12 protein-coding genes and 1 pseudogene are annotated in these 13,509 nt (G+C 62.3%); 6 read left to right on the forward strand and 7 right to left on the reverse strand.

Annotated elements, in window-relative coordinates; all coding sequences use genetic code 11:
* Positions 1 to 354: 354 nt before the first annotated feature.
* On the reverse strand, positions 355 to 921 hold the full coding sequence (locus A4G99_RS12905; RefSeq protein ID WP_066144241.1) for a YqaA family protein: 567 nt from the start codon (positions 919 to 921) through the stop codon (positions 355 to 357).
* 72 nt (positions 922 to 993) lie between these two features.
* Between A4G99_RS12905 and A4G99_RS12910 the strand changes: the two genes are divergently transcribed.
* The gene (locus tag A4G99_RS12910; protein ID WP_223301864.1) at positions 994 to 1,626 is read left to right on the forward strand and encodes an HVO_2922 family protein; all 633 of its coding nucleotides are present in this window, start codon (positions 994 to 996) and stop codon (positions 1,624 to 1,626) included.
* Here the strand turns inward: A4G99_RS12910 and mfnA are convergent.
* The 6 genes and pseudogenes from mfnA to A4G99_RS12935 form a co-directional block, all read right to left on the reverse strand.
* Entirely contained in the window at positions 1,621 to 2,679 is a 1,059-nt protein-coding gene (mfnA, locus tag A4G99_RS12915) for a tyrosine decarboxylase MfnA (RefSeq protein ID WP_066144247.1), read from the reverse strand. The genes A4G99_RS12910 and mfnA overlap by 6 nt on opposite strands.
* A gap of 39 nt (positions 2,680 to 2,718) precedes the next feature.
* Positions 2,719 to 4,185, reverse strand: coding sequence for an extracellular solute-binding protein (locus A4G99_RS12920; RefSeq protein WP_066144252.1), 1,467 nt, complete (start codon positions 4,183 to 4,185; stop codon positions 2,719 to 2,721).
* Positions 4,186 to 4,330: 145 nt separating this feature from the next.
* A complete protein-coding gene (locus tag A4G99_RS25210; protein WP_150123102.1) occupies positions 4,331 to 4,549 on the reverse strand; it encodes a hypothetical protein in 219 nt (72 codons plus the stop codon).
* 114 nt (positions 4,550 to 4,663) lie between these two features.
* Positions 4,664 to 6,963 (reverse strand): annotated as a pseudogene (ppsA, locus tag A4G99_RS12925) (phosphoenolpyruvate synthase).
* Between the two features lie 120 nt (positions 6,964 to 7,083).
* Positions 7,084 to 7,431: a hypothetical protein gene (locus A4G99_RS12930; RefSeq protein WP_066144257.1), complete on the reverse strand. Its 348-nt coding sequence runs from the start codon at positions 7,429 to 7,431 to the stop codon at positions 7,084 to 7,086.
* A gap of 217 nt (positions 7,432 to 7,648) precedes the next feature.
* Positions 7,649 to 8,626, reverse strand: a complete 978-nt coding sequence (locus A4G99_RS12935) for a PhzF family phenazine biosynthesis protein (protein WP_066144262.1) — start codon at positions 8,624 to 8,626, stop codon at positions 7,649 to 7,651.
* Between the two features lie 138 nt (positions 8,627 to 8,764).
* Between A4G99_RS12935 and A4G99_RS12940 the strand changes: the two genes are divergently transcribed.
* The 5 genes from A4G99_RS12940 (at position 8,765) to aspS (ending at position 13,427) form a co-directional block, all read left to right on the forward strand.
* Positions 8,765 to 9,487 carry a phosphoglycerol geranylgeranyltransferase gene (locus A4G99_RS12940; RefSeq protein ID WP_066144265.1) on the forward strand — a complete coding sequence of 241 codons (723 nt, stop codon included), beginning with the start codon at positions 8,765 to 8,767 and terminating at the stop codon, positions 9,485 to 9,487.
* Between the two features lie 172 nt (positions 9,488 to 9,659).
* Positions 9,660 to 10,619, forward strand: a complete 960-nt coding sequence (locus A4G99_RS12945; RefSeq protein ID WP_066145208.1) for an ABC transporter ATP-binding protein — start codon at positions 9,660 to 9,662, stop codon at positions 10,617 to 10,619.
* Positions 10,612 to 11,415: an ABC transporter permease subunit gene (locus A4G99_RS12950; RefSeq protein ID WP_066144268.1), complete on the forward strand. Its 804-nt coding sequence runs from the start codon at positions 10,612 to 10,614 to the stop codon at positions 11,413 to 11,415. Before A4G99_RS12945 ends, A4G99_RS12950 begins: the two co-directional genes overlap by 8 nt.
* The gene (locus tag A4G99_RS12955; RefSeq protein ID WP_082837810.1) at positions 11,412 to 12,023 is read left to right on the forward strand and encodes a TetR/AcrR family transcriptional regulator; all 612 of its coding nucleotides are present in this window, start codon (positions 11,412 to 11,414) and stop codon (positions 12,021 to 12,023) included. Before A4G99_RS12950 ends, A4G99_RS12955 begins: the two co-directional genes overlap by 4 nt.
* A 105-nt stretch (positions 12,024 to 12,128) precedes the next feature.
* Positions 12,129 to 13,427: an aspartate--tRNA(Asn) ligase gene (aspS, locus tag A4G99_RS12960; RefSeq protein WP_066144271.1), complete on the forward strand. Its 1,299-nt coding sequence runs from the start codon at positions 12,129 to 12,131 to the stop codon at positions 13,425 to 13,427.
* Positions 13,428 to 13,509 lie beyond the last annotated feature (82 nt).

The following is a 13,509-nucleotide window of genomic DNA, read 5'->3' on the forward strand; positions in this document are numbered from 1 at the left end:
TCGTGTGTTCGTGTTCGTGTTCGTCATCGATGATGTGGTCGCTGCTGCGTTATATTCGTGTAGCGGTCGCTCTCGAAAATCGAAATCGACGGGTTTCACCCCCGAAAACCGACCGCGACCGGCCCAGAAGGATTCACCCGACGCTATCGGCGCATGCGCATAGCGAATCGGGTGAGGTGGGCCGTCGAACGCATACCACGCAGTAGGTTCGTTATCGTATATAAACGCTTGGCCGGGAGAGGATGCTGATTTTCCGCCATGACGGAAAAATCGTCTTCAGCCCCGAATTTACTCCCGAGCGACCCATTCACGACCGCAAAACGCCACCCGATTCGCAACACCCGTTCTCGTCGTTCAGACCGACAGAATGCCTTTGGTGATGAGCAACACCAACACGAGCCGTCCGACGCTGCCCGCAAAGGACGCCAAGGCGAACTTCACGTAATCCGTCTCCAGGATCGAGAAGGCGTAGATGGAGATGGTATCGGGGAATCCGGGGACGCACAGCGCGCCCGCCAGGCCGAAGTAACCCCAGCGTTGGGCGAGTCCGACGGTCTTCCGCTCGGACCATTCCACGATGTCGATCCGCGAACGGCGGAGTGCGCGGATGACCGGGCCGGACTCCTTGGCCTCCTGACCGATGTGGAACGCGAACACGCTTCCGGCGGCCTTGCCGAACCCGCTGACGAGGATGATGAGCGAGTACCGTCCGATTTTCCCGATGCCGAGGTCGAGGGGTGCAAGGAGGACGATTTCGCTGGGGAGGGGCAGAAGGAACGAGATGAGGAAGGAGTAGACGGCGATGAAGACGACACCGACCCACCCGGTAGCGGTTTTCACGGCGGCTTCCAACCCGCCGAACGACCCGAGCACGACGCCGTCGGTGAGGCTGGGGGAGAGCGGAATGAGGGTATCGAGCACAGCAGTAGGTCGGCAACCGACCGACGTAAAGCTTGAGCTTGAAACTCGGATGGCGACGGACCGACCGCCGTCGTGGCAAACAGACTCATGGCGGACGAAGACGAACCGAAACGCATGAACTCGGACAGAGAATATCGCGTCACGGTTCATCCGTCGCTACAAGCGCGGGTAGCGTACACGGACGACCGCTCGGCGGTGACGGTGGCGGTCGAGTACCGACGCAACGGGAAGTGGGAGGAATCGGCGGGAGACATCGAACTGCGTGGGCGGCAGATCGCCATCACCCGCGACGGCGAGTCATTGCTGGAAAAGCAGTTCGACGCCGAACTCATCGAGGAGTACGGTTCGTCGGTCGTCGGATTGGCCCGGCGACTTACGAACCGGGGCAAACGGACAGTAGAGTCGGAGAGAAAACGAGGTGGAGGCGAGAAAAGTCCCGAACCGGACTCGTGGCCCGTCGCGGTCACACAGGACGACGGGAGCGTCGTGGAAGCGCTGCGCCCGCCGGCGCAGGCGACGTTTCAGGTGTACGAGGATCACGCGGGGGAGTGGCGCTGGCGGCTCGTCCACCGAAACGGCAACATCATCGCCGACGGCGGCGAGGGCTATTCGTCGAAACGCGCCGCGAAAAACGGAATCAAGAGCGTCAAGCGGAACGCCATCGGCGCACCGATGGAGGAGACGGAAGAACCGGCCGAATCATAGGTTCAGCGAATCCAAGTCGGCGACGAACTCCTCCAGCATGGAACGGGTGACGTGGGGCATGCAGACGATTCGGAGTTCGCCCGACCCGGTCGGGGAGACGCGCCAGCCACGCCCTTGGAGTGCCTCGACCGTGTTGCGGGGCACATCGATGGCGACCAGCGGGAGCACTGGGTCGACCACGTCGTAGCCCCGCGACTCGAAGGCGTCGGCAACCCACTCGGCGTTGGCTTGAGAGCGTTCGTACTGCTTTCGGTAGCCGTCGGACCACAGTTCGTCCATCGCGGCCCACGCGCTGGCAACCCCTGCACCGCTCCGCGTTCCGGTCAGCGTGGCTTGCGAAGTCGATTCGAGGTACGGCGTTTCGACGGCCAACGCATCGAGGACGCGGGATTCGCGGGCCAGGAACCCGCCCGCCGGAACCGCCGCCTGTCCCATCTTGTGCGGGTCGATACCCAGCGTATCGACTTCGGCGTGTTCGAAGTTCCACTCGTGGTCCGTGAACGGGAGGACGAACCCGCCCCACGCGGCATCGACGTGGAGCAACGCTCCGGCGTCGTGTGCGATTTCGGACAGCGCCGGAATCGGATCGACGCGCCCGTATTCGGTCGTCCCGGCGATACCGACGACGAGAACGGTATCGTCGTCCACCAGTTCCGCCATCGTATCGGGGTCGGCGCACCGGTCCTCGTCCACCGAACCGAGTCTGAGTTCGACGCCCAGTACGTCCGCGGCCTTCTGAAAGCTGAAATGTGCGCTCTCGGGTGCGACGACGTTCGGGTCGTCGGTTTCGGCGAGGTTCCGCGCGGCGCGGACGGCTTGGATGTTGGCTTCGGTTCCGCCGCTCGCGACGTAGCCGTGCGGGTTCGACAGCCCGGTTATTTCGCCGAGCAGCGAGACGGCTTCGTCTTCGAGCGCGGCAACGGTCGGGTACGTCGTCGGGTCGCCCGGGTTCGACGCCAGAAATCGTTCGGCGGCGTCACGCGCCGCCGGATGGGGTTCGGTGCACATCGACGAAAGGACCCGGCGGAACGACTGACTCGCGGCCACCTGCATATCAAAAAATTCGACGGGACGGGTTTATCGGTTCCGTTATCAGTTCCGCTCTGCACCGCCCACGCGGTTGTACCCCTCGATCTCCTCGATCTGCGACTGGAGTTCTCCCATCGCCGCCTCGGGCATCATTCCGCCCGAATACGCCTCGTGGACGAGTTCCGCTATCTTCGTCGATTCCTGTGTCCACGCGACCGTCACCGGCCGCGGAATCGCGTTGGCTCCGGCGATTCTGAGCGTGTCGACGTGATCGCCGACGATGGGAACCTGCCGGGCCGCCTTCGACTCAAGCACGCTGACCTCCGGCGGGAGGAGTCCGATGTTCTCGAACAGCATCAACTGAATCCGCTTGTCGGTCATCGCCTCCAGAATCCGGAGCACCGCATCCAATTTCTCCGTGTTCGGGTTGACCGCCATGTGCCACCCCCCGAGGGCCGACGTCGAACCGCCGATACCGGGGTATTCGGACTCCTTCTCGCTCACCGCGTACGGTATCGGCATCACGCCGAGTCGGTCGCCGAGCACCCCCTCGGCCCCCGCGCTGGCGATGGCGTACGGCCAGTTGCGGTGCATCACGGCGTCGCCCGCCGTAAACGGACCGAGCGAGGAATCCTCGATCCACTGAAGGACGCCGGTCGGCGAGATTTTCCCGGCGTAGCCGTCGAGCGCGGCGGGGTCGCCCTGCCCCCAGATGAACGTTCGAATCATCCGAATCGAGTTCATCACGCCGGGGTCGTCGATGGTCACCGGGCGCTCGCCGATGGGACCGAAGAGGTCCTTTCGCCCGCCGAAGTACGCGCCGCCCCACGAGGTCATGAACTCGTTGAAATCACAGCACGACAACCCCTCGTAGAGGTCGGCTTGGAACGTGTAGCCGTACGGCACTCCCGATTTGTCCATCGCGTCCTTCGTCGCGTGCGAGAACTTCCGCCACGAGATGGGGTTTTCCGCCCAGTTCTCCGCCTCCGGTTCGTACCCCGCCTTCTCGACCAAGTCCTTCCGATACAGCATCACCCCGAAATCCGGATACAGCGGAATCGCGTACAGGTCGCCGTTCGGTCCCGTCGCGGTCGAAACGCTCGCCTCGAAGTAGCCGTTTTTCACCCGGTTCACCAGCGACTTCGGCAGGTGCTGATCGAGGTTCAGCAGTTGGTCGCGGACGACGAAGTTCAGCGTCCACCCGCTGTCGGTGAGCAGCATATCCGGATTGGCGAGATTCCCCGACAGCCATCGCGTGTACTGCTCCTCGCGGATGTCCGTCTCCTCGGTACCGGCGATGACGTCGATGTTGATGTTTCTCGGGAGGCCGACCTCCCACAACAGTTCCTGAAGCGGTCCGGCGACCGACGCCAGATCCGAGTCCGCCCCCCACTGGACCGAAATCGGCGCACGCTGTGCGCTCGCTGTTCCACCAGTAATCGCGGCGGTTGCGCCGCCCGCACCGACCGCTTTCAGCACGTCGCGGCGCGAGACGATCCGTTCTTCGTGTCCCCTATGTTCCCCCCTCATCGTGTTCCCCAATGAAATACGCCGTCAGTGCTTCTTAGCGTTGCGGCGGGAGGGCGGGTCATCTCCTCGCTACGTAGCCGTCAGAACGCGAGAAAGAATCCCGGCGGTCCTCTTCGTCCCTCCTAGAAACGAATCGGATCGTCAATCACGTCCGCGCGTACCATTCGGACTGGAGCCAGTGGATACCGCGCCAGAGGAACAGTAGCAAACCGAGAACGACGAAAATTCCGGTGACGGCCATCAGCGCATGTTCGAGTAGCGGAGATTCGACGAGGTGAAGTCGGTATACTACCGATGCCGTCCCCCAGAGGATCATGAATCCAAGATAGACGATAGAGAGGAATAGCAATGATCGTCGTCGCATGAGTTAGTGTTCCGTCATTATCCCACCGAATACAATAATCGTTTCGCTCCACACCGTTCAAATACAGCTATGGAGACTGAAAACAGCTGAAGACGACCGAAAAACGAATTTTCCTTATCGAACCGAGTCCAACATCAGTTTCTGCTCGACGCGTTTGACCTCGTGTTGCACGTCGCGGACGGCGTCGATGTTCGCCGAGATGGACGAGACGCCGCGGTTGACGAGGAATCGAACCATCTCCGGTTTCGATCCGGCCTGTCCGCAGATGCTCGTGTTGATGTCGTGTTCACGACAGCAATCGATGGTCTGGCCGATGAGTTGGAGGACGGCGGGGTGGAGTTCGTCGAACCGATTGGCGACGTTCTCGTTGTTCCGGTCCACCGCGAGGGTGTACTGCGTGAGGTCGTTCGTGCCGAAACTGGCGAACTTGATGCCCGCGTTCGCCATCTCCTCGATTTGGAGCGCGCTAGCTGGCGTCTCTATCATCACGCCCCACGCGCGCTTGTCGGGGTCGATGCCCGTGTCTGCCATCAACCTGCGGGCGCGGTACACGTCCTCCGCGTCGTTGACGAGCGGGAACATGATCTGGACGTTGTCGTAGCCCATCTGATACAGTTCGTGGAAGGCGTCGAGTTCGTGCTGGAAGACGCCGGGCTTGTCGAGGCTTCGGCGGATGCCGCGCCAGCCGAGCATCGGGTTGTGCTCGTTGGGTTCGCTCTCGCCGCCCTGGAGCTGTTTGAATTCGTCGGTCGGCGCATCGAGCGTGCGAACGCGGACGGGCCGGGGGTAGAACTCCTCGGCGACGCCGCGGATTCCCTCCACGATTTCGTCCACGTAGCGTCGACGCCGTGGTCCTCGATGTAGCGCTCGGGCGTCTTGTTGGTCGAGAGGATCATGTGCTCCATTCGGAGCAGGCCGACGCCGTCCGCACCCGTCGCGGCGGCGCGTTCGGCGGCCTCCGGAATCGAGACGTTCACCTTGACTTCCGTCGCCGTCATCGGTTTGACGGGCGTCTTCGGTCGGGCGTCCTCGATGGGTTCGCGTTGTGCTTCCCGCTCGCGTTGTCGCTCCGGTTCGCCCTCCCGGACGGTCCCCTTGTCGCCGTCCAGCGTGACCATCTGGCCGTCTTCGAGGGAGTCGGTCGCGTTCGAACAGCCGACGACCGCCGGGACGCCGAGTTCACGCGAGACGATGGCGGCGTGGCTGGTCATCCCGCCTTCGTCCGTGATGATGCCCGCGGCGCGCTTCATCGCGGGCACCATGTCGGGCGTCGTCATCTCCGTGACGATGATGTCGCCGTCGCCGACCTTGTCGAGTTGGTCGAGTTTCGAGACGATTCGCACCGCGCCGCTGGCGATACCGGGACTGGCACCGAGACCGTCCACGAGGATTTCGTGGCTTTCGGTCGCTTGGGCGGCCCCGCTGCCGTCGGCGACGCCTTCGGACCCTTCGGTCTCGATGGAACCGCCTTCGTTGATGGTCGTTATCGGCCGCGACTGGAGCATGAAGACCTCGCCATCGACGATGGCCCACTCCACGTCCTGCGGGGTGCCGTAGTGGTCCTCGACTTCCTCGCCGAGTTCGATGAGGCGGTCGATGTCGGCCTCCGTGAGGACGCGGGCGTTCCGTTTGTCGTCGGGAACGCTTCGCTCGACGGTCTCGCCGGTGTCCGCGTCCTTCGTGTGCATCACCTTCTTGTCGGCGATGGTGATGTCCTCGGCCGCGCCTGTCTCACGGTCGATGACGTAGTTGTCCGGGGAGACAGACCCCGAGACGACCGCTTCGCCGAGACCCCACGCGGCCTCGATGATGATCTTCGCGTCGCCGGTCGATGGGTGGCTGGTGAACATGACGCCGCTCTTTTGGGCGTCCACCATGCGCTGGACGACGACGGCGATGTCCACTTTGCGGTGGTCGAAGTCCTTCTCCTGTCGGTAGTAGATGGCGCGCTGGGTGAACAGCGACGCCCAGCATTCTTTCACCCGTTCGACCAAGTCGTCGCGGGTGATGTTGAGAAACGTCTCCTGTTGGCCCGCGAACGATGCGTCCGGGAGGTCCTCGGCCGTCGCGGAGGAGCGAACGGCGACGAACGCCTTTCCGTCGTCCAGTCCGTCGTAGGCGGCGAGAATTCCTTCGCGCATATCGTCGGGAATCTCGGTACCGAGAATGAGTTCCTCCGCCCGCGATTCGGCAGCCGCCAGTGCAGAAGAATCCTCGGTATCGACGTCGACGGCCTCGAACAACTCCTCGTCGATTCCGGTTTCCTCGATGAACCGACGGTAGGTCTTGGCGGTCACGACGAATCCCGGGGGAACGGGGAGGTCCGCGCCCGTGAGTTCACCGAGCGAGGCACCCTTGCCACCGACCAGTTCGAGGTCGTTTGCACTGATTTCATCCAGCCAGAGTACAACCATTGCGTATGGGGGGGAACAAGCAGATAGATAAAGAATGTTCCGACCGAGGCGCTGAAGGAAAGTAACTCACAATCGAATATGGATTTCGAAAGCCAGGCAAAACAGCGTCAGGATCACCCATTATTTCAGAATTAGCTCGCATAATTTACCGACATCCTCAGGACGACTGACGACGCTGCGCGTCCTGTCGTAGTCGATAAGCCCGACATCCGCCAGTTTCGGCAGGTGGTGATGATACAGCGAGGATTCGACGGCCCTCTCGTCGAGTTCTCCGAGTCGTTCCGAGACGAACTCGACGAGTTCGTCCACGTCGGCGGCCCCGTTCCTGTCGACGTTCGGTGTTCCAAAGTACTGTAGGACGGCCCTCCGCTCCGGACGACGCAGGGCGTCGAAGGCGTTCGAAAGGTCGGTAGGACTCGATACTGGCGTGACATCCTCGTCTACGGTTGGCATTTCCTTCTGGGTCATGTTTTCTCCAAACCACTCGGATAGCCCACGGACAAGAACAATAGATGAGAGACTATCCAGAGAGGCGTAGTATAATGAATAATTGCAATATACAAATAGTTTTCTCTGCTAATACATAACTTATAGCTGTGTTATCAGCCGTCATGCGGCGAGGCAACAGTACCGAAACACCCGTATCGAAAGAAGTCCGACGGAGCCACGTTCTCGGAGTGTGTCGTTACGCTTCGATGATATCGTCGTCCCCGGCGTCCGGAACGACCAAATCGCCGTCCAGTGCCGTCGTCGCCCGCCCGCCAACCCGCACCGCTTCGTCGTCAACCCGCACGCGCACGTAGCCCGGCCGGTCCACGAAGTGACCCTGTTCCAATCGCAGTTCGTCGGGGAATCCGTCGGATTCCCCGCTCCCGTTCCCGTTCTCCTTCCCGTCCCCGCTTTCGTTCTCGTTGTCGTCTTCGTCCTCGTCCTCGAACGCACCGAACGCCCGCAGATACGCGCCGACCGACCCGCTCGCCGTTCCGGTGACGGGGTCCTCCGGGATCCCGACGGCGGGGGCGAACATCCGTCCGTGGAGCGTCGATTCCGCCTCGACGGCGTCGAAGGTGAAGACGTAGATTCCCATGGCCCCGACTTCCTCGCCGAGTTCCACGAGGGCGTCCATGTCGGGGTCCGCACTACCGACGTGCGAGAGGAAGTTGACCGGGACGATGAGAATCGGAAGACCGGTCGAAGAGACCGCCAGCGGGAGGTCCTCGCCAACGTCGCGGAGCGCCGCCGGGTCGATACCCAGCGCGTCACCCAGTCGGTCGTACTCCAGGTCGACGCTCTCGACTTCGGGGTCGTCTTGGGTCATCCAGACCGTGCCATCGTCCGTTACGTCGATGTCCAGCACGCCGACGTTCGTCTCCAGCGTGTGCGTCCCCGGTTCGATATCCCCCGCTTCGAACAGGTGGACGTGCGACGCGATGGTCGCGTGTCCACAGAGGTCGACTTCCGTCGTCGGCGTGAAGTACCGGACGTGGCGGTCCGCCTCCTCACTTTCGACGAAAAACGCCGTCTCACTGACGGACAGTTCTCGGGCGATGGCTTGCATTTGGTCGGCCGACAAGTCGTCCGCCGCCGGAACCACCCCGGCCGCGTTTCCGGACAGCGGTTCGTCCGTAAACGCATCCACCAGCAGGGTTCGACAGGTGTGCATGTTCTGTCAGTGGGGACGGGGTGCTGTTTAAGCCTCGGGTCGCCGTCCTCTCGATGCTCGATTACGGTCGAAGGTAGCTTGTCGGACACGAAATGTCGTTCCGAAGCTGTTTTAGCCGGGAGTTCTGAAAGGAATCCTATGACTGCGCCTTGGGATGACTGGAACCATATAACCAAGCTCGACCCCGACAAGAGCCTCGTGGATGGCGATACGTTCGCCGACGTGTGCGCGACCGGCACCGACGCGCTCGAAATCGGAGGAACGCTCGACATCACGACGGAGAAGATGCAACGGGTCATCGACGCCTGTTCCGAGTACGACGTGCCGCTCTATCAGGAACCGAGCAACCCCGCCGTCGTCGTGGACAGCGACGCGCTGGACGGCTACCTCGTTCCGACCGTGCTGAACACGCGGGACGTCGCGTGGATCGCCGGACTGCACAAGGAGTGGGTTCGGATGTCGGAGATCGATTGGGCCGAAACCCACACCGAGGGATACATCATTCTGAACCCGGACGCGAGCGTTGCCCAGTACACCGATGCGAACTGCGACCAAACGCCAGAAGACGTGGCGGCCTACGCCGAACTCGCCGAACAAATGCTCGGCCAGGAGATAATCTACATCGAGTGTTCCGGTATGTTCGGCGACCCGGAGACCGTGAGGATGGCACAGGAAGCGTTGGACGAGGCGACGCTGTTCTACGGCGGCGGCATTCACGACTACGAATCGGCGAACACGATGGCCCAATACGCCGACACGGTCGTCGTCGGCGACCTCGTTCACGACAAGGGTGCGGACGCGGTCCGCGAGACGGTCGAGGGCGCACGGGACGCCAAAAAGGCGCGCGCGGAATCGGCGTAAACCGGAATCTATCGGCAGCAGTTTTCCTCCAACCGGTTCGAATCACTCGTGAGCTATTGGCTCGCTTAGTTGCCGTTTTTCGTTCCGAGAGCAACTGAGACAGCAAAATCCTTCGTTCAAAAATATACGAAGCAAATATTCATATATTCATATCCCCAATATGCACGGGACTATGACCGCACTCGAAACGACCGGGTTGACGAAGTACTACGGTGAGACGCGGGGAATCGAAGACCTCTCGCTCGCCGTGACCGAGGGCGAAGTGTTCGGCTACCTCGGTCCGAACGGGGCCGGGAAGACGACGACGATTCGAACGCTCCTCGGGTTCATCGCCCCGACCGGTGGGGACGCGACCGTACTGGGATACGACGTTCGGGACGAGCGCGCGCTCATCGAGGCGAAGCGGCACCTCGGCTACCTTCCGAGCGACCCGGGATTCGACGAGGACGCGACCGGAACCGAATTCCTCGACTATCAGGCGTCGCTGAAGGGCGACGACCGACGGGAGGAGTTACTCGAACTGTTCGACGCGCCGGTCGAGCGGAAGATCGAGGAGTTCTCGCGAGGGAACAAACAGAAACTCGCCATCGTCTCGGCGTTCATGCACGACCCCGACCTGGTCATCATGGACGAACCGACCTCGGGTCTCGACCCGCTGATGCAGGAACGGTTTTACGACTTCCTCGACGACGAACAGGAACGAGGTGTAACGATCTTCTTCTCCAGTCACGTTCTGAGCGAGGTTCGAAAAGTGTGTGACCGCGTCGGCATCATCCGCGACGGGAAACTCGTGACGACCGAGGACGTGGAGACGCTGCTCGACAGGAGCGGGAAACGCGTGCGGATGCGAACGTCGGACCCGATCGACCGCGAGGATTTCGACATCGACGGCGTTCACGACCTCACCCTCGACGGTGCGGTGCAGTTCACCTTCACCGGCGAGTACGACACCCTGCTCGACCACCTTTCGCGGTACCACATCGTGGACGTCGATATCGAGGAAGCGCCGCTCGACGAGGTGTTCATGCGGTTCTACGGCGACGAGATCGCTGGAAGCGAGCGCGAAGATGGGGAAACCACCGACGTGGCGGACGACGTTCCCGTCAGCGACGGAGGTGAGAGCCATGTTTGAAATCACGCGCTACGAGTCCTCGCGGCGAGTCAAGGGAACGGTCGCGCTGGCGGTCCTGATGAGCCTGATGGCGGTGCTGTACGCCGCCCTCTTCCCGTCCATCAAATCCTCCGGCGCGAGCATCGATACCTACTGGAACAACCTTCCACCGGCGATGAAAGCGGCGTTCGGTGCGAGCGGCGGCGGGTTCTCGTTGACGACGATGTCGGGATTCCTCGCCATCGAGATGTACCAGTTCTTCTGGCTGCTCCTGCTCGGCATCTACGTCGCGTACATCGCCGGGAACCTCATCGCCGGCGACGTGGAACGCGACCGAATGGACATCCTGCTCGCCACACCGATTTCGCGCTCGAAGGTGCTGGTCGAGAAGTTCCTCTCCATCGTGCCGGTCATCGTCGTCCTCAACGTCGTCGTCGGCGTGGTCGTGTACGCGAGCGTCGTCGCCATCGGCGAGTCGGTGTCGGTCACCGATTTGGCCGTGGTTCACCTGCTCTCGATCCCGTACCTGCTCGCGTGCGGCGCAATCGGACTGCTCCTCTCCGTGCTGTTCGACCGGGCGGACATCGCACAACGAGGCGGACTCGGTGCCGTGTTCGTCCTGTTCCTGCTCAATTCGGTGGGCGAGTCGGCGGACATGGGATGGCTCGGTGCCCTCAGCCCGATGCACTACTACGACCCGACGGCGATTCTGGTCTCCGGGAACTACGACTGGGCGGGCGCTGGAATCCTGCTCGTCGGCACCGCCGCACTGGTGCTCGTCAGCCGCGCGGTCTTCCAGCGGAGGGACATCGCGTGAAAGGGTTCAGCGACGCCGAGCGCGACCGAATCCGCGAGGAGTTGCTGGAGACGGGAGCCGAACTGTTCGCACGGTACGGCCTGCAGAAGACAACCATCGCGGACCTCACCGGCCCGGTCGGCATCGCCAACGGCACGTTCTACCAGTTCTTCGACTCCAAGGAGCGACTGTATCTCGATGTGGCCGAGCGGGAGGGTCACGCCGTGGCCGACGAAATCGTCGCCAACTCGTTCGCGGTGGAGGACGACCCCGAACTGGCGATTCAACGGTTTATGGCCCTGCTCGCCGAGGAGATGGAGGAAAACCCGCTGTTCATGCAACTCGTCGCGGGCGAGGAGTTGGAGAAAGTGATGCGGGCGGTGGGCGATATTACGGAAGAGGAGATGGAATCCCTGCAAGCGGCGTCGTTAGCGCATATGCTTCCGTACATCGAAACGTGGCAGGCGGAGGGGCGTGTCCGCGAGGGTGACCCGTTGGCCATCGGTGGCATGATGGGGATGGTCAAGTACCTGACCGTCTACCGCGAGCAGGTCGGACAGTACTACCCCGCCATGCGCGACATGCTCATCGAGACGATCGCCGCCGGGTTGACGTGCACGACGGACTGACGTACCCGCCGGGTCGCCGCGCACGACGGACAAACACGTCCGAATCGGATGTTTCGGTGAACGGAAACGAACGCGTTTAAGCCCGTCCCGGGCGAATTGCGGCGTATGCAGGACCGAACCTACACCGCGGATGCCGAACCCGGCGACACCGTCACGGTGGCTGGCTGGGTTCACGAAATCCGCGACCTCGGTGGAATCGCGTTCCTCATCGTCCGCGACACGACGGGGAAGATCCAAGTCAAGTTCGAGAAAGAGGACATGGACGAGGACCTCGTCGAGACCGGTCTCGACGTCAACCGCGAGAGCGTCGTCGAGATCACGGGAGAGGTAAAGGAGGAACCCCGCGCGCCGACGGACGTCGAAATCGTCCCGACGGACGTGGCAGTCATCGCGGAAGCGGAACCCGAACTCCCGCTCGACCCCAGCGGCAAGGTCGACGCCGACCTCTCGACTCGCCTCGACAACCGGACGCTCGATGCACGCAAGCCCGAGGTCGAAGCCGTCTTCAAGATCCGCGGCGAGGTGCTCCGTGCCGTGCGCGAGAAGTTCCGCGAACTCGGTTGTAGCGAAATCAACACGCCGAAAATAGTGGCGACGGGGACGGAAGGCGGGACGGAGCTGTTCCCTATCACCTACTTCGGCGAGGAGGCGTTCATGAACCAGTCGCCCCAGCTTTTCAAACAGCTCATGGTCGGTTCCGGACTGGAGCGCGTGTTCGAAATCGGTCCCATCTTCCGCGCCGAGGAACACAACACGCCCCGACACCTGAACGAGGCGACCAGCATCGACTTCGAGAGCGCCTTCTACGACCACCACGAGGCGATGGACGCCTGTGAAGCGGTCGTCAAGGCCGCCTACGAGGGCGTCGCCGAGAACTGCGGGGACGAACTCGACGCGCTCGACATCGAGTTCGAAGTCCCCGAAGGCGAGTTCCCGCGACTCACCTACGAGGAGGCCATCGAACGAATCAACGCCACGGGCGCGCTAGACGAGATGCTCGTCTGGGGCGACGACCTTCCGACCGAGGGCGAGAAGGCGCTCGGCGAGGACGTCGGCAGCCACTACTTCATCACCGACTGGCCCAGCGAGATCAAGCCGTTCTACATCATGGACCAGGACGAGGACGACGAGCTTTCGACCGGTTTCGACATGATGCACCCGCGCATGGAACTGGTTTCGGGCGGGCAGCGTGAACACCGCTACGATCGCCTCGTCGAAGGGTTCGAACAGCAGGGCCTCGACCCCGAAGCGTTCGACTACTACACGAAGATGTTCAAATACGGCATGCCCCCGCACGCCGGGTGGGGCCTCGGCGGCGAGCGCCTCGTCATGACCATGCTCGATCTGGACAACATTCGTGAGGCCGTTCTCTTCCCGCGAGACCGCCAACGTCTGAGCCCATAGGCGAGAAGACGGTGCGGGATCGGGCGGATTTTCTTCGTTTTCATCGCGAGAATAGAGCGACCGTCGTCGTTTGCCGGGGGAC

It is taken from the genome of Haladaptatus sp. R4 (assembly GCF_001625445.1).
Lineage (GTDB): Archaea > Halobacteriota > Halobacteria > Halobacteriales > Haladaptataceae > Haladaptatus.